Origin of the sequence: Methylocaldum sp., assembly GCF_035627495.1 — a bacterium.
Classification (GTDB): Bacteria; Pseudomonadota; Gammaproteobacteria; order Methylococcales; family Methylococcaceae; genus Methylocaldum.
This window is the reverse complement of sequence record NZ_DASPLO010000183.1, coordinates 40,467-57,892: the sequence shown is the minus strand read 5'-3', so window position 1 is coordinate 57,892 and position 17,426 is coordinate 40,467. Positions and strand designations below refer to the sequence as shown.

12 protein-coding genes are annotated in these 17,426 nt (G+C 58.3%); 9 read left to right on the top strand and 3 right to left on the bottom strand.

Annotation, left to right across the window (positions count from 1 at the left end; translation table 11 throughout):
• From VEB01_RS17015 to VEB01_RS17000, 4 genes are all read left to right on the top strand, one after another.
• Window positions 1-892, top strand: an 892-nt coding sequence (locus tag VEB01_RS17015; RefSeq protein WP_324877502.1) for a SulP family inorganic anion transporter, incomplete at its 5' end; no start/stop codon positions are given.
• A gap of 199 nt (window positions 893-1,091) precedes the next feature.
• A complete protein-coding gene (locus VEB01_RS17010; RefSeq protein WP_324877500.1) occupies window positions 1,092-1,445 on the top strand; it encodes a BON domain-containing protein in 354 nt (117 codons plus the stop codon).
• A 329-nt stretch (window positions 1,446-1,774) separates the two neighbouring features.
• Window positions 1,775-4,147: a glycoside hydrolase family 65 protein gene (locus VEB01_RS17005; RefSeq protein WP_324877498.1), complete on the top strand. Its 2,373-nt coding sequence runs from the start codon at window positions 1,775-1,777 to the stop codon at window positions 4,145-4,147.
• Complete coding sequence (locus VEB01_RS17000; protein ID WP_324877497.1) at window positions 4,144-4,995, top strand: universal stress protein; 852 nt, start codon at window positions 4,144-4,146, stop codon at window positions 4,993-4,995. The genes VEB01_RS17005 and VEB01_RS17000 overlap by 4 nt, the downstream gene beginning before the upstream one ends.
• 55 nt (window positions 4,996-5,050) lie before the next feature.
• Here the strand turns inward: VEB01_RS17000 and VEB01_RS16995 are convergent, their stop codons facing one another.
• Window positions 5,051-5,812 carry an HAD family hydrolase gene (locus VEB01_RS16995; protein WP_324877496.1) on the bottom strand — a complete coding sequence of 254 codons (762 nt, stop codon included), beginning with the start codon at window positions 5,810-5,812 and terminating at the stop codon, window positions 5,051-5,053.
• Window positions 5,813-6,019: 207 nt separating this feature from the next.
• Between VEB01_RS16995 and VEB01_RS16990 the strand changes: the two genes are divergently transcribed.
• Complete coding sequence (locus tag VEB01_RS16990; RefSeq protein ID WP_324877494.1) at window positions 6,020-9,202, top strand: cation-transporting P-type ATPase; 3,183 nt, start codon at window positions 6,020-6,022, stop codon at window positions 9,200-9,202.
• Window positions 9,203-9,491: 289 nt separating this feature from the next.
• On the opposite strand, the gene VEB01_RS16985 is transcribed toward VEB01_RS16990, so the two are convergent.
• Both VEB01_RS16985 and VEB01_RS16980 read right to left on the bottom strand, forming a co-directional pair.
• Window positions 9,492-9,866 carry a hypothetical protein gene (locus VEB01_RS16985; protein WP_324877493.1) on the bottom strand — a complete coding sequence of 125 codons (375 nt, stop codon included), beginning with the start codon at window positions 9,864-9,866 and terminating at the stop codon, window positions 9,492-9,494.
• An 832-nt stretch (window positions 9,867-10,698) separates the two neighbouring features.
• Window positions 10,699-11,685, bottom strand: coding sequence for a transaldolase (locus VEB01_RS16980; RefSeq protein ID WP_324877491.1), 987 nt, complete (start codon window positions 11,683-11,685; stop codon window positions 10,699-10,701).
• Between the two features lie 696 nt (window positions 11,686-12,381).
• Here VEB01_RS16980 and tkt point away from each other — a divergent pair.
• From tkt to VEB01_RS16960, 4 genes are all read left to right on the top strand, one after another.
• Window positions 12,382-14,394: a transketolase gene (gene tkt, locus VEB01_RS16975; protein ID WP_324877489.1), complete on the top strand. Its 2,013-nt coding sequence runs from the start codon at window positions 12,382-12,384 to the stop codon at window positions 14,392-14,394.
• 185 nt (window positions 14,395-14,579) lie between these two features.
• On the top strand, window positions 14,580-15,644 hold the full coding sequence (gene fba / locus VEB01_RS16970) for a class II fructose-bisphosphate aldolase (RefSeq protein ID WP_324877487.1): 1,065 nt from the start codon (window positions 14,580-14,582) through the stop codon (window positions 15,642-15,644).
• Window positions 15,645-15,647: 3 nt separating this feature from the next.
• The gene (locus VEB01_RS16965; protein WP_324877484.1) at window positions 15,648-16,469 is read left to right on the top strand and encodes an HAD family hydrolase; all 822 of its coding nucleotides are present in this window, start codon (window positions 15,648-15,650) and stop codon (window positions 16,467-16,469) included.
• A gap of 10 nt (window positions 16,470-16,479) precedes the next feature.
• Window positions 16,480-17,358 (top strand): phosphoribulokinase, encoded by an 879-nt coding sequence (locus VEB01_RS16960; protein WP_324877483.1) that lies wholly within the window; start codon window positions 16,480-16,482, stop codon window positions 17,356-17,358.
• The last annotated feature ends 68 nt before the right edge of the window (window positions 17,359-17,426 follow it).

Genomic DNA, 17,426 nt, shown 5'->3' with positions numbered 1-17,426 from the left:
CCATCTGGTGAGCCTGCCGGAGATTCAAGGCGTGCAGGGCTTCTTCCAGCAGTTCACCTGGCCCGATTTCTCGCAATGGGCCAATCCCGACGTGTATACGGTGGCCGTGACGATCGCCATCATCGCGAGCTTGGAGACGCTTCTGAGCCTTGAGGCGGTGGACAAGATCGACCCCTTGAAACGGGTGGCCCCGACCAACCGCGAATTGAAAGCCCAAGGCCTTGGCAACCTGATCAGCGGCCTCATTGGCGGGCTGCCCATGACGGCGGTGATCGTCCGCAGCTCCGCCAACGTGAACGCGGGCGGGCGCACCAAGATGGCCTGCTTCATTCATGGAATCATGCTGCTCCTCAGCGTGATGTTCATCGCCCGCTATTTGAACCTGATTCCTTTGGCCTGTTTGGCGGCGATCCTGCTGTTGACCGGGTACAAGCTGGCCAAGCCCAAGCTGTTCAAGGAGATGTACGCCAAGGGCGCCAGCCAGATCATCCCGTTCGTGGTCACCATCGGGGCGATCTTGTTCACCGATCTGCTCAAGGGCATCGCCATTGGCATGGTCTGTGGGCTGTACTACGTCATCCGGACCAACTTCCAGGCCGCCATCACCCTGACCCGGGACGGCAACAACTATCTTTTGCGGCTGCACAAGGATGTCTCCTTCTTGAACAAGGCGCTCCTGAGAAAGTACCTCGACAGCATCGAAGAGAACGGTTATGTCATTATCGATGCCAGCCGGGCGCAATTCATCGATCAGGACATCCTCGAAACCATTTTCGATTTTGTGGCGGCGGCACCGGATGACAACATCACGGTCGAGCTCAAAAATCTGAACGGAAATTCGGGCGTGATGCTGCCGAAGTCCGCTGTCCCTGCTGGGGTATTGTGCGATTAAAAGAAGCCGACAAGAAAAAAATGGATGGGCTACGAGCTATTGTTTATCCGATGCCTTGAAAAAAGCGGTTGACTAATGATTTTTTCGGCGCATTGGCTGTCCTAGTTTTTGATGAGCTAGAAACCTGTCCGGCTGGTCGGCTCAGCAGATTTCATGAGATGGAAGATGATTTTTGGACTCCCAAGGAGGGCACAAGACCATGATCAAGCGCAAAACTGTTCTACCGGCTCTCGTGGCCGTTGCCGCCGTCGGCTATGCCGGCGCCTGGGTCATTGCAGCCTCCGATGACCCGTTGGAGCCAATTTTGGCTGAGACGGCTGGAGAATACATGAGCGACACGGCGATCACCGCCAAAGTCAAATCGGCGTTGCTGGCGGACCGAAGCACCAGCGGACTCGCCATTCAAGTCGAAACCAATAAGGGTGTCGTGCAACTGAGCGGATTCGTTAACAGCGAGGCCGAAATGCAACGGGCGGCGGAGATTGCCCGAGGCGTTGAGGGTGTTACGGAGGTCAAGAACGACATTAGGGTGGGCGGTAAGGTCGCGCCTTAAGAACTCAGCCCGGACGGGACTTGTCGGCATCGAGGGTTGTCCTCAATCGGATCGCGTTCCTTCAACTTCCGATAATCCGAATCGCCGCCAAGGGGCGTGCCGGTTCAATCCCGTCCGTTATTCGGAGCTCCGGTCGCCGTGGCAGTCGGACCGCTCTTTGCTTCATGGGGCGGCCGTCCGCGCCGGTTCGTCGGAATTGGATGGAATCGCCGAGCGAGCGCCGCCCCGTGAACCAAGCCGAGGCTGAAACGAACAAAAATCATTAGCCGCAACGCCTCTAGGCTGCGTCGGCGTATGCGCACACTTGGACGTCCCGGTTTTTCCTCACGATGATTGACAGCCCGATTGACACGGCACTCGAAGGTGATTCCCGGTTTGCCCCCACGGCCGATCCGTTATGGCGAATCGAAGAAGAAGGATTCAATCTCGCCCGCGAACACGAAATCGAGTCTCTGTTCGCGGTTTCGAACGGCTATGTCGGCTCCCGCGCCTCTTTAGCCGAAGGCAGCTTGTTATCGAATCCGGCCACCTTCATCGCCGGGGTCTTCGACACTAACGCGTCCGCCCATGACGATCCGATTCCGGAGTTGGCCGCGGCCCCCGATTGGATGCAGCTCAGCTTGTTGGTCAACGGGCGTGAGTTTCGGCTCGATCAAGGCAGTTATGTTCGGCACCGCCGCATGATGGACCTGCGCCAAGGTATTCTGTGGCGGGAGTTTCATTATCGGGCGGGGGACGGGGGTCTTATCAGGGTTCGCGCTTGCCGTTTCGCTTCGCTGGCCGACCGGCATGTTCTATTTCAGAGCGTGAGGCTGACCGCAGAGGACCATTACGTCAACATTCATCTCCGGGCCGTGACCGAACCGGTGGTCGAGCGCCCCGGTCGGGTGCGTCTGACGGCGGAATCTTGCCGATGCCGGGAAATCGCCACCAACCGCGGTTATCAGCTCGGACTATGCACGCGGACCACCGGAATCAAAGTCGCCATCGCCGCCGCGGGCCGGCTCCGAATCGACGGCGGCGAAGTGATCGCGCCACAGACAGAGTCGACTCCGGATCGTCACGTCGAGTCGTGGGAGCTGGATATCGAGGCCGGCAAAACTTACCGCTTCGATCGGTTGGTCGTGATTTACACCTCGCGGGACGTTGATCGGCCAGGAGTTATGGCCGCGGAGCATTTGCAAAGGCTGTTGAATTCGGATCCCGAAGAAGTGATCGCTACTCACGCGCGGGCTTGGGAAAAGCGCTGGCGGGAGAGCGACGTGGAAATAGACGGCGACGGGGCACTACAGAAGGCCTTGCGGTTCGCATGCTATCACCTCATCGGAGCCGCCAATCCGGAAGACGAGCGGGTTTCCATCGGTGCACGGGCTCTGACTGGCGAAGCGTACAAAGGCCATGTCTTTTGGGACACGGAAATCTTCATGCTGCCCTTTTACATCTTCACCGATCCTCCTTCAGCGCGAGCGCTTCTGATGTATCGACACCATACCCTGCCTGCCGCACGGGAAAAGGCGCGCCATCTGGGCTATCGCGGCGCGCTGTACGCCTGGGAATCAGCTGACACCGGTGAAGAGACCACGCCAGGCTACGCGGTAACCCCCGACGGCGAGATCAAGCCCATTCTGAACGGCGTGCTGGAGCACCATATCAGCGCCGATGTCGCTTATGCCGTTTGGCAATACTGGCAGGCGACCGCGGACGAGACGTTTCTTCTGCAAGCCGGTGCGGAAATTCTGTTCGAGACCGCGCGATTTTGGGCGAGCTGCGGCCGTGTGGAGGCGGACGGACACTACCATATTCGCGAAGTCATCGGTCCGGATGAGTATCACGAGGGCGTAGACGATAACGCCTTTACCAACGTAATGGCGCAATGGAACTTGGAACGTGCCGCAGAGACGGCGCGTTTGCTCGCCGAGCAATGGCCGGATCGCTGGTCGGAGCTTTCGCGCCGCCATGACGTGGCGGAGGACGAACCTAGTACTTGGCGGGACCTGGCCGGGCGTATGTATACCGGATTCGACTCGCGGACCGGCCTGTTCGAGCAGTTCCAGGGGTACTTCGGATTGGAGGATATCGACCTCGCCCAATACGCTCCCCACACCTTGCCTATAGACGTGCTCCTTGGGCGGGAGCGGACGCAGCTGAGCAAAGTCGTCAAGCAAGCAGATGTCGTCATGCTGATCTATCTACTCTGGGACCGCTTCCCGCCCGAGGTGCGGAAGGCCAATTTCCGCTATTACGAGCCACGCACCACCCACGGAAGTTCCCTCAGCCCGTCCATCCATGCCGCCGTGGCCGCCCGGTTGGGCGATGTCAAAAACGCCATGCGCTATTTCCGCCAGGCGTCGGAAATCGATCTCACGAACAACATGGGCAATGCGGCCGGAGGCGTTCATGCTGCGGCGCTAGGCGGGTTGTGGCAGGCAGTGATTTTCGGTTTCGCCGGGTTGAGCCTGTTGCCGGACGGATTGGGCTTTACACCCCATTGCCCGACGGAATGGCGGGCTCTCCGCTTTACCGTAGCCTGGCGGGGAATCCGCCTGCACGTGGAAATTCGGCCCGAGGCCGTCGAAATCGTCGCCGAAGGGGAAAAGTCTTTGGCCGTTCAGATTGGCGGTGCGCCGCCCGCTCGTCTGGCATCCGGCCAGCGTATCCGGTGGGAGCAGGTTAAAGGAGCCTGGAAGGAGATTTCGTCATGAACGATGAGCGCCCGGAAAAGACCACAGTCGTATTGCCGCTCGATATGACGCCCCGGTCGGCTGCGATATTACCGATCGCGAAGACCATCATTCGGCTCGCGGACGCGACGCCGTGTATCGTGCAGACCGAGTGGCCGATGGCCTCGATTCCGGATTTAAAGGAGAAATTTCCTAGCCTGAAGACACTGCTCAAGCATGCCATTATCGCTCCGTTACAAGGTGATCCGGCCGAAGGGATCGTGCGCGTGGCTTCGGAGTGGCGCAGCCTGTGCATCGTCATGGCGATGCGTGAAGGCAAGAAGATGCCCGATACTGGACTTGATCACGTCGCCGAAGGGGTGCTCCGGGAGATGCCTTGCCCGGTCGTGCTGGTGCCGCCGGAACGCGAGCCGACGCCGTGGCGTATCCGGCAGGTGGTGCTGCCCCAGGACGGCACGCCCGAGACCGCTCGTGCACTGGGTCCGGCGATCACCCTTGCCGGGCGCACCGAAGCCGGCCTGCTGGTCTTGCACGTGTCCGGTGCGCATACCGCGCCACCCAGAGAGCCTGGCACTCTGACCGCGCCTCAATATGTCGATCAGCCCCAGCATGAATGGCCCGCCTGGGGGCAGGAGTTTCTGGAACGGGTGCGTAGCCTGTCCGGGGAGAGGGTAAAGGGCGGAATCCGGATGTTCATGGCCCAGGGCGAGCCCGGTCCCGAGATCGTGCGTTTCACCCGGAGTCACGGGGCCGATCTGATCGTTCTGTCCTGGCACGGCAACCTGGCGCCCCGCTGCGCTCTCACCCTGCGCTACGTGCTGCAATACGCGCCGTGTCCGATTCTCGTTCTGCCGGAAAGCCGGGACTGAATCCGGTCTGCCCATATTTTGGCAACCCCGCGCTCATGAAGCGACGCGAAAACGCCTAGCCCGCGTCCAGTTCGGCAAGGTCCGCAACCACGATATTCGCGCCGGCCGTTTTCAAGGCATCGGCATGCCCGGTCCGGTCCACGCCGATCACGCAGCCGAATCCGCCGTTGCGGCCGGCCTCGACTCCGGCGATGGCGTCTTCCACGACGACGGCGCGGGTCGGTTCCACGCCGATCCGGCGGGCCGCTTCAAGAAACGAGTCGGGCGCCGGTTTGCCCGGAAGGTGCATACGCTCCAGGTCGATCCCGTCGACGCGGGTATCGAAAAGATCGCTCAAATGCGCGGCTTCCAAGACTTCCGCGCAGTTCCGGCTTGCCGACACTACGGCCGTTGCGAACTTCTTCGACCGGAGTTTATGAATCAGGTCGATGGTCGAGGGATAGACCTCGACGCCGTTTTTCTCAAGGAGTTCGCGGTAGATCGCGTTCTTTTTATTGCCGAGCCCGCAGACGGTTTCTTCGTCCGGTCCATCGCCGGGATCGCCGTAGGGAAGTGCGATGCCGCGCGAGGCGAGAAAGCTTGCTACGCCCTCGTAGCGGGCCTTGCCGTCGATGTAGAGCCGATAGTCCGAATCGGCGTCGAAAGCTCGGTGCGCTCCTCCGAGGCGAGCCGCGTGCCTCTCCAGAAAGTCGTCGAACAAGGTCTTCCACGCTGCTTTATGGAGCGTCGCCGTTTGCGTGATCACTCCATCCAAGTCGAAGATGACGGCATCGTAATCTCTCCGCGAGATAACGTGCGAGGATGAGTGGATACTCATAACGCCTCCGTAATGTCTTTTGTAAAAGTTTCCGTATGCCGGTTGGACCTCGGGCTATGGGAAATTTGGCGAGGATGCACGGCGCGCTGGATAAACGCCGCACGACAATTGAATCGCATTCCTTTCGACGGCAAACTGTTCGAGCGCCGAACACGGCGCATAGCACCAAGGCGCCGTTGGACCAAGAATTCCAATAAGGAGCACCTGATGAGTGATACGACCAGCGACTCGCCGGAAAAGGCGAGTGAAGCCACCGCTTGGCACTGTATCCCGGTGGAACAGTCGATCGAGCGGCTGGAGACCGACCGGCGGAACGGGCTTCCGGAAGCCGAAGCCCGTGAACGGCTGACCCGCTTCGGCCCGAATCGTCTGCCTCCGGCCCGGAAGCGCAGCGCCTTACTGCGCTTTCTGTCGCAGTTCAACAACCTGCTGATCTACGTCCTGCTAGCGGCGGCGTCCGTCACCTTTCTGTTGGAGGATTACGTGGACACGGCGGTGATCGTGGCCGTCGTGGTGCTCAACGCGTTCATCGGCTTCATTCAGGAAGGCAAGGCCGAAGCGGCCATCGAGGCGGTGCGCAATCTATTATCGCCATCCGCTGCGGTGCTCCGGGGTGGACGCAGGATGACGGTTCCGGCGGAGCAGTTGGTGCCGGGTGATCTGGTGCTGCTGCAATCCGGCGACAAGGTGCCGGCGGACCTTCGGCTGATCGAGGTCCGAAGTCTCCGCATCGACGAAGCGGTGCTCACCGGCGAATCGGTACCGGTGGAGAAATTCGTGGCGCCGGTGGCTCCCGACGCCCCGGTGGGCGATCGGCTGTGCATGGCCCACTCGGGTACTTTGGTGACTTACGGACAGGGCCTCGGCGTGGTGGCCGCCACCGGGACGGGCACCGAAATCGGGCGTATCAGCACGATGCTGGCGGAAGTCGGTGCTCTGGCCACGCCGCTGCTGCGGAAGATCGAGCAGTTCGCCCGCTGGCTGACAGCCATCATTTTGGCGGCCGCCGCGGCAACTTTTGCGTTCGGCTGGCTGACCCGCCGTCTGGGGCTGGAAGAGATGTTCATGGCGGCGGTGAGTCTGGCCGTCGCGGCAATCCCGGAAGGACTACCCGCCATCGTCACCATCACTTTGGCGGTGGGCGTGCAGCGCATGGCCCAGCGCAGCGCCATCCTGCGCAAACTGCCGGCGGTGGAAACCCTGGGCTCGGTCACCGTGATCTGCTCCGACAAGACCGGCACCCTGACCCGCAACGAGATGACCGTGCAGACCGTCGCGACGGCCGAGGACGAAATCCGGGTCGGCGGCGCCGGCTATAGCCCGCAAGGCGGCTTCAGCCGGGGAGACGCCGAAGCGTTCGCGGCGGATCTGCCCCACCTCCTGGAACTGGCCCGCGCCAGCTTGCTGTGCAACGACGCGACCCTCCGCGAGGAAGACGGGGTGTGGCGGCTGGAGGGGGACCCCACCGAAGGGGCGCTGGTGACCTTGGCCCTCAAAGCCGGCTTGAAGCCCGAGTTCGAGCAGGAAGCGCTACGGCGTATCGACGCCATCCCCTTCGAATCGGAGCACCGCTTCATGGCCACTTTGCACCGGGACCATTCCGGCCATGGATTGATCTATCTGAAAGGAGCGCCGGAAGTCGTCCTGGAACGCTGCAATCGGCAACGTTGCGGGGGACAGGACGAGCCCCTCGATCCCACGCTTTGGCACCGACGAATCACAGAGATTGCCGCCCGCGGCCAGCGTCTCCTGGCACTCGCCGTGAGGCCTTTGACCGACCCGCCAGAGGCCCTGACTTTCGCCGACACCGAGGGCGGTTTCACCCTGTTGGGCGTGGCCGGCATGATCGACCCGCCGCGCCCCGAAGCGGTGGATGCGGTCGCCCGCTGTCAAAGCGCCGGCATACGGGTCAAGATGATTACCGGCGACCATGCCGCGACTGCTTGCGCGGTGGGTACCCAGTTGGGCATCAGCGACGGCGCACGGGCTCTCACCGGAGCGGAAATCGAGGACCTGGACGACGGAGCGCTGCGGAGCGAGGCGCGGGACGTCGAGGTGTTCGCCCGAGCCAGCCCGGAACACAAGCTGCGCCTGGTGAAAGCTTTGCGTGAGGACGGTCACGTGGTATCGATGACGGGCGACGGGGTGAACGACGCCCCGGCGCTCAAAGCCGCCGACATCGGCGTGGCCATGGGGCAGCGCGGTACCGAGGCCGCCAAGGAAGCCGCCGAAATGGTGCTGGCCGACGATAATTTCGCGACCATCGCCACGGCGGTGGAGGAAGGACGCACGGTTTACGACAATCTGCGCAAGACCATCCTGTTCACCATGCCCACGAACGGCGGTGAAGGCGGGGTGATCATCGCCGCGATCCTTTTGGGCCAGGAACTTCCGATCACGCCCCTTCAAATCCTGTGGGTCAATCTGGTGACGGCGGTGACTCTAGCGCTGACCTTGGCCTTCGAACCCCCGGAAGGGGATCTGATGCAGCGCCCGCCGCGTCCACCCCGCGAACCCCTGGTGACCCGCTACATGCTGTGGCGGATCGCTTACGTGTCGCTGCTCCTGGTCGGAACGACCCTGGGGCTTTACAAATGGGAGATCGGACAAGGGGCCGCGGTGGAGATGGCCCGCACGGCGGCCGTCAATGCATTGGTCGCCGGCGAATTGGTCTATCTAATCAACAGCCGTTTTTTCGTCGCTCCGAGCCTTTCATTGCGTGCCTGGTTCGGTAACCGCTACGCCGTCCTTGCCATAATCGTGCTGATTGGGTTGCAATTGCTCTTCACTTATGCGTCGTTCATGCAGAACGCCTTTGGTGCCCGTGATCTGAGCGGCGAAGCTTGGCTCAGGATTGCTGGCGCGGCCTTGCTGGTGTTCTTGGCGGTCGAACTGGAAAAAACAGTCGTTCGCCGGCTCGGCAGGCCGGTATTGGGCAAGCCCACTCGGCCGGTGGCACCGGAGATCCGTCCGGCGCGCCTCTTGGACCGGGCCGCTGCGGTACTGGCCGGCGTACTGGGACTTATTCTAATGTGGCAGCTGTTGGAGGTCTCGGGACGCCTTTATACCTTGGTGGCGAGCACCGAGCTCGACGTCGGTCCGATGACGGCTGTAGGCGTCGCCCTTGCGGTATTCGCCGTCTTATGCGCCTTGGTACTGATCATAGAGGCTCTACTCGGCATCAAGGTGAACGGAGGATCGGGGACGGTGCTTAAGTTGCTGATTCCGGCGCTACTCTTGGCGATCGCCTGGCACGCACCCAGTTATCCGTTCGAACCGTGGCACCTGCCTTGGTTGCTCGCCGCGAGTACGACTCTGTTGGTCTTGGGAATTGTGTATCTGGTTCTTCTGTTGATAGTCCACCGAACCAGTCCACCCAACACCTTCTGATTGTTGCTGAGTTCGAAACGGATCCCGGAAGCCGCCGATGCCACCATAACAATCCCTCGACTCTAGGGTCAGCGGCTCCGAGGCGAGCGAGTGGTCGGAACGTTACCACAAAGGCATTGGAAAACTACCACCGTTGCGGCGACCTCTTTCTGGGATATGCGAGGGAATTTCCCGGTCCGACCTTAAGCTCCGGCAACGTTATCGCCTGGGATAATCTCTCGTCGCAACAAGCCGGTCGACCATCGAGAGATCGGAATAGGGAAGGTGGTCGGGTACAACCGTTGTTAGTTTATCGCTTAGTTTGCTGCATCTTTTGAGAGCATATATTCTCAGCTTGACCGGCTTTTATCAGAAGAGACATAGGGTACTTGTTTTCACGAAGGAATTTTTTGACTTCGTCGATCGTAAGGCGCTTTGATTCTTCCAGTGCAATGCATTCACAGAGATTTACGATCGGAGAATCATCGCTTGTGATGACTCTATTTGGATTTGCCTTTTCTTTTTTAACACACATATCGGCATATTTATGCTCAAAGGCGTGATGGTCCTCTTCGCTAATGACATGAGCCAAAGCGCCGGTTGAAAATAAGCTGGATGCAATGATTAGAGTAACTCCCATCGTGCTTGATAGCTTCTTAGGGACATCAATAAACGAAGGTGCCATATTTTATTTCTCCAAATTAGTTAATATAAATCTCTGTCCGTTTAGTTGGCCAGTTTTTTCGCACCGGAAGGTATTGACATCTAAACAACCCTTCTTGAGCGCCTTCTCATAGTTGACTTGATTCTGCCTGGTCCAGCCACACCCAAAACGGCTAAAAGGGGTAGGGTAATAAAGTCACTTGTACCACGCCACCGGCGTCAGACATCACGCACGGTATGCCCATGGGGACATCGAATACGCTTTGCTCATACGTTTCCCCCTTTGAAAGACCGCCAACGTACTCCGGCGTTAGCGCAATTCCATACGTCAGATATGAAAATGCTATTAAGCGCAGTGCTCTGAAGTATAACGAAATGTCCCTATCGATGTTTCGCAGGGCGGATGGCAATCGTGCATGTCATCGCGGTGTTGTTTGAGCGTGACGGCGGCAGCCAACCCAAACATCAGCAATTTATATGGTTTCCGGAGTGATAGGCGCAAGCGGGCGACACATCGCTATCGATAAGAAAACCAAAGAAGATAAAGGGGATCAAGCAGATGATTGGGTTGAAAATCTTTGCGGGAGCCGACTTTGCCAGCAATGGCGGTAGATGCCATCAAATGGAAAAGTGATCGGTTGGTTGGTCAGCGCGACTGCGCTGAAATACCCGATTTTTCAAGGTCGTTCCTCGCACAGGCGGCAAGGAACGAATATTCCGCGTGAAAATGCGCGGCGTCGAATATGGCGACTATTTCTACCAGGGTAATGTGCCGACACATTCCTTGCCGGTGTTGAAGTCGTCGCTATCCGGTCTCAGATCCGGAAATATTCTTCGCCGCGTAGTAGAGTTTCCTACCCTTCGAGATAGGATAGCCGGGTCGCGAGAATGCCTTCCAAGGACTCCAGGGCCTTGGTGAAGCCATCAATGCCCTCCGACAGTTTGTCGGAAGCCATGCGATTCTCGGTGTGCATGCGGTCGAAAGTTGCCTTGTCCATGGTGATTTTCTCAATGGAGGCATTGGCCGCCTTGTTTGGGTCCAGCTTGCGCGGCAGGTCGCCCTCGGTTGATTGCAGTTCGCCCAACAGAGACGGTGCGATGGTCAGCAGATCGCAGCCGGCCAATTCCGTGATCTCCCCGATGTTGCGGAAGCTGGCGCCCATGACCTCGGTTTTGTAACCGAATTTCTTGTAGTAGTTGTAGACCTGGGTTACCGAGAGAACGCCAGGATCTTCGGCGGGCGGATAAGAATCGCGCCCGGTGTCCTTCTTGTACCAATCGAGGATTCGGCCGACAAAGGGGGAAATCAGAGTGATGCCGTTCTCGGCGCAGGCGATTGCCTGATGCAGGCCGAACAACAAAGTCAGGTTGCAGTGAATCCCCTCTTTTTCCAGAACCGCTGCCGCTTGGATACCTTCCCAAGTCGCGGCGATCTTGATGAGCACGCGCTCACGGGAAACGCCTTGTGCTTCGTACTGCGCGATCAGATCACGGCCCTTGGTGATGGTCGATTCGGTATCGTAGGAAAGTCGGGCATCTACCTCGGTTGAAACGCGCCCGGGAATGATCTGGAGAATTTTGAGCCCAAAGGAAACGGCCAGGCGATCGAACGCGAGGGAAACCACCTGCGATGCCGGCGCGTCCTTGCCCAGAGTCGCTCTGGCACCTTTCAGCGTGTCATCGACGATGCCCTGATACTGCGGCATTTGGGCAGCGGCGGTAATCAGCGATGGATTGGTCGTCGCATCTTGGGGTTTGAAGGTTTCAATGGCCTGGATATCTCCGGTATCGGCCACAACCACCGTTACTTCCCGAAGTTGTTCGAGTAAATTCTTTGGCATGATTGAATCCTACATTTCAAAGTGAGTGTGTCTGGTGAGCGCCGGGAACATCCGGGCTCCGATTACTATTGCATCAGACTCTGGTCGGCAATTCTGACGGAACCGCCCAATCAGGGTACTTCAAGGCTTGCCACGGCAATAACCGGGCGGGTAAGAATACATGGAACCAAGCATTTTTAACAAGAACGGCAGGCTTCGGGACATATGGCGCAGCCGAATCCATTGGAAAGGTTGTGAGGGTTTCTGGCTGAGCGGCTGGGACTTTTGTGGCTGCAGCGGACGGCCCATGCAAGAATGAAGGATGTAGTCGAAAGGCGGGGGCGTATCCGTCGTTGTGGTGTTAATCGGAAAAGGGTTTCGTGGCCGAGACCGCCGGTGGAAAATCGCTAGTGGCATGAAGTTGCGAGCGGAACTTCATTCCGTGGTTGCCCCCTGAGGGGCAGCGTAAGCGATGACGAATTCAGAAACGTCAACCCGAAGCCCGACCGGTTTCTCCGGGCTTGGAATCACCTGATAGTTCCTAAACTCTTTTAAATTTCAACGTTTACTTGCTTAGGGACCCATGGATGGAGTAGGCGCGTGACGGAGATCCATTTTCGGAACGGCCATGCGAATCTCGTGACAAAGTCGATCAGGCTGATAAAATTCCCTCCTTCCTTTAGTGAAGTAACCATAAAAAGTATTAAGGAGAAAAACATGCCTTCGCGTCGAGAACTAGCAAATGCCATACGCGCTTTGAGCATGGATGCCGTACAAAAAGCAAATTCCGGGCATCCGGGAGCGCCTATGGGAATGGCGGATATTGCCGAGGTGCTGTGGAACGATTACATGCGCCACAACCCTTCGAATCCGAAGTGGCCGGATCGCGACCGTTTCGTTCTTTCCAACGGGCACGGCTCGATGCTGTTGTATTCGTTGCTGCATCTGACCGGTTACGACCTCCCGATCGAAGAGCTGAAAAACTTCCGGCAGCTTCATTCCAAAACCCCCGGCCATCCCGAATACGGTTATGCGCCGGGCGTTGAAACGACCACCGGCCCGCTGGGGCAGGGCATCACCAACGCTGTGGGCATGGCCTTGGCCGAGCGTACGCTGGCAGGCCAGTTCAATCGCTCCGGCCACAAAATCGTCGACCATTACACCTATGTGTTCCTGGGCGACGGTTGCTTGATGGAGGGCATTTCGCACGAAGCGTGCTCGCTGGCCGGCTCCATGAAGCTCGGCAAGCTGATTGCCTTCTATGATGACAACAACATCTCCATCGACGGCGAGGTACGCGGCCACGGCAATACCCCGGGCTGGTTCATGGACGACACCCCCAAACGTTTCGAAGCCTATGGCTGGCATGTCATTCCGAAAGTTGACGGCCATGACGCGGAAGCCGTGAAGAAAGCCATCGAGGAAGCGCGCTCCGTCACCGACAAGCCATCCTTGATCTGCTGCCAAACTATCATCGGTTGGGGCTCGCCCAACAAGCAGGGTAAGGAAGAATGCCATGGCGCCGCCTTGGGCGCCGACGAGGTCGCCCTGGTCCGCGAGACCATCGGTTGGTCGCATCCGGCGTTCGTGGTTCCGGAAGACATCTACGAAGGCTGGAGCGCGCGCGAAATCGGTGCGAAGAGCGAAGCCGACTGGAACGACCGCTTCGAGAACTATCGTGCCGAATTCCCGGAACTCGCCGCGGAATTCGAGCGTCGCATGGCCGGCGAACTGCCGCGCGATTGGGCCGAGAAGTCCAAGAGCTTCATCGCCAAGGTCGATGAAAAAGCCGAAACCATCGCCAGCCGCAAGGCATCCCAGAACACCCTGAACGGCTTCGGCCCGCTGCTGCCAGAGATTCTGGGCGGCTCCGCCGACCTGGCCGGCTCCAACCTGACCATCTGGTCCGGTTGCAAGAACGTGAACGCGGAAGGCCATGATGGCAACTACGTTTATTACGGCGTGCGCGAATTCGGCATGTCGGCCATCATGAATGGCGTCGCGGTGCACGGGGGATTAAAGCCCTATGGCGCGACCTTCCTGATGTTCTCGGAATATGCCCGCAACGCGCTGCGCATGTCGGCACTTATGAAAGCGCCGGTGATCTACGTTTATACCCATGACTCTATTGGTCTCGGCGAAGACGGTCCGACCCATCAGCCGATCGAGCAGACCGCTACTCTTCGCATGATTCCCAACATGCAGGTCTGGCGTCCCTGCGATGCGGTAGAGTCGGCTGTCGCCTGGAAGGCCGCAATCGAGCGCAAGGATGGACCTTCCGTCCTGATTTTCTCGCGCCAGAATCTGCCCCACGTGTCTCGCACGCCGGCGCAGATCGGAGCCATCCAGCGCGGCGGTTACGTCGTTCGCGACTCTGACGGGACGCCGGAGGCGATCATCATCGCCACGGGTTCGGAAGTCGAGCTGGCGCTCAAGGCGGCGGAAGAACTGGCCGGCAAGGGCAGGAACATCCGTGTTGTATCCATGGCTTCGACCAACGTGTTCGACGCTCAGGATGCCGCTTATCGTGAGTCGGTGCTGCCGTCCGCCGTTGCCAAGCGCGTGGTCGTTGAAGCCGGCGTGAGTGATGGCTGGTTCAAGTACGTGGGACTCAGCGGCAAGGTGGTAGGTCTGGACCGCTTCGGCGAATCCGCGCCGGCCGGCCAGCTCTTCAAGGAGTTCGGTTTCACCGTCGACAATGTCGTCAAACAAGTGGAGTCGATTCTCTAGTTCAAGTACACGAAAGGACCTGATTGGCGATGAATTTCGGCTGGGACGCCTCCTTGGGCTTAAAACCCACCGAAAGAGGTGTCTTATGCCGCCAGGCGATGCCCGTTTCAAACCGGAAAGGGTCTGAATGGGGTTGTCGGCGCATGGCTGAACTTCGTCGCTAAGCAGGCGAGAGGAGCATATCGATGGCTATTATTTCCTTAAGGCAATTGCTGGACCACGCCGCTGAGCACAACTACGGCTTACCGGCGTTCAACGTGAACAACATGGAGCAGGTTAAGGCCATCATGGAAGCCGCTTCCGCGGTTGACGCTCCGGTGATCCTGCAAGGTTCCGCCGGCGCGCGCAGCTACGCGGGCGAGCCGTTCCTGCGCCATCTCATCCTCGCGGCAGTGGAAATGTACCCGCATATTCCGATCTGCATGCACCAGGATCACGGTGCTTCTCCGGCGGTCTGCGTTCGTGCCATCCAGTCCGGTTTCAGCTCGGTCATGATGGACGGCTCCCTCTTGGAGGACATGAAAACGCCGTCCAGCTATGAGTACAACGTCGAGACGACCCGCAAGGTGGTCGATCTAGCCCATGCGTGCGGTGTTTCGGTTGAAGGTGAACTGGGTTGCCTGGGCTCATTGGAGACCGGCAAAGCCGGCGAGGAAGACGGTCACGGTGCGGTAGGTGAACTGGATCACTCCCAATTGCTGACCGACCCGGACGAGGCCGCCGATTTCGTTAAAAAAACCAAGGTCGACGCCTTGGCTATCGCGATTGGCACCAGCCACGGCGCCTACAAGTTCACCCAGAAACCAACCGGCAAGGTGCTCCGCATCGACCGCGTCAAGGAGATCCACGCCCGCATCCCCAACGTTCATCTGGTCATGCACGGCTCGTCTTCGGTACCCGAAGACTGGGCGGCAATGATCAACAACTACGGCGGCGATATAGGCCAGACCTACGGGGTCCCGGTCGAGGAAATCGTGGAAGGTATTCGTCACGGTGTACGGAAGGTCAATATCGACACCGATTTGCGCATCGCCTCCTATGGCGCTATGCGGAAGTACATGGTCGAAGACAAAAAGAACTTCGATCCGCGCAAGGTCTACAAAGAAGCGCAAAAAGCCATGACCGGGATTTGCAAGGCCCGTTATGAGGCGTTCGGCGCCGCCGGCCAAGCTTCGAAGATCAAGGTCATCGGCCTGGAAGAGATGAACAAGCGATACAGCAAAGGTGAATTGGATCCGGTCGTCACTTAGACCGTGCTCAAGGCGCTCGTTTTCGACGTGGATGGCACCCTGGCGGATACCGAACGCCTGGGCCATCGCGTTGCTTTTAATCAAGCCTTCGCGGAAGCGGGCCTCGACTGGGTTTGGGATGAATCCCTGTATGGCGATCTCCTTGCCGTTACGGGCGGCAAGGAACGCTTGCGCCACTTCATCAACACCTATCGGCCGAAGGTTCCCGTCCAAGAATCCAAGCTAAGCGATTTCATCGAAAATCTACAGGCTACGAAAACCCGCCATTACACCGCTCTGGTGGAAAGCGATGGGATTCCGGTCCGACCGGGCATCATTCGTTTGATGAAGGAGGGCATGGCGGCAGGATTGCGGCTAGCCATCGCCACCACGACCACATTGGAGAATGTTCAGGCCTTGCTATCGGCGTCTTTCGGCTCGGATGCGGCGACTTGGTTCGAAGTAATCGGTGCGGGGGAGATCGTTCCGAACAAGAAGCCAGCGCCTGATATTTATGAATACGTACTGGCCGAATTGGGTCTGGAGGCTAAGGATTGCCTGGCGTTCGAGGATTCGGAAAATGGCTTGCGATCGTCCCTGGGGGCGGGTATTCCGACGCTGGTTACCGTCAACGACTACACCTCTGATCAGGATTTCACCGGAGCATTGCTTGTAACAGACCACCTAGGAGAACCGGAACAGCCTTTGATCTGTTTGAGCGAAGCCCCCTGGAAAAAAGCGTTCAGTCTGGTCGATATTGACGTTCTCAAGCAATTGCATGAGCGTTGGACTCGCCAAAAGAATAAAACAACAATAAACCCGGAAACGGATTTCGCAATTCTTTGAGGAGTCCCCCATGTCCCAAAAACATCCCGTTATCGCCATCACCGGCTCGTCCGGTGCAGGCACCACGACTGTAAAAAGGTCCTTCGAGCACATTTTTTTTCGGCTGGGGTTAAAACCTCTCATGATTGATGGTGATAGCTTTCATCGCTATGACCGGGTAGAAATGAATACGAGGATCGCCCAAGCACAACAAGAAGGTCGAACCTTCAGTCATTTCTCGATTGAAGCCAATATCCTGGACGAGCTGGAAAGAACCTTTAAGGAGTATGGGGAAACCGGCTCGGGCAAGCGTCGCTACTACATTCATAGCGAAGAAGACGGAAAAAGTCTTGGCGGCTACCAAGTCGGGACCTTCACACCATGGGAGAAAATACCTGAAGGCACCGATCTCATGTTTTACGAGGGACTGCACGGCGGTGTTAAGACGGAGACTATTAATGTCGCCAAATATACCGATCTGCTCGTCGGTGTCGTTCCCATCGTTAACCTGGAATGGATTCAAAAAATTCATCGGGATACTGCCTTGCACGGTTACAAGCCGGAAGACGTCACCGATACCATCCTCCGGCGCATGGCAGATTACGTGAAAGTGATCACTCCGCAATTTTCACAGACGGATATCAACTTTCAACGAGTTCCTTTGGTCGATACTTCGAACCCGTGCATTGCACGCGATATTCCGACACCGGATGAAAGCTTCGTGATTATTCGTTTCAAGGATCCGAGCAAGTTCAATGTCGACTTCCAGTACCTGCTGTCGATGATTCATAACTCGTTCATGTCCCGACACAACTCGATCGTCATTCCCGGAGGCAAAATGGGTCTGGCCATGGAAATCATATTCAGGCCGATCATTGAGCATCTGATGGACGAGCGCGATAATGCTTGACCGAGCCTGCTAACTCAGGACAATCCAGGCGCGTGGCGTAGGGCAGGGTGGATCAATACCTATGGTGA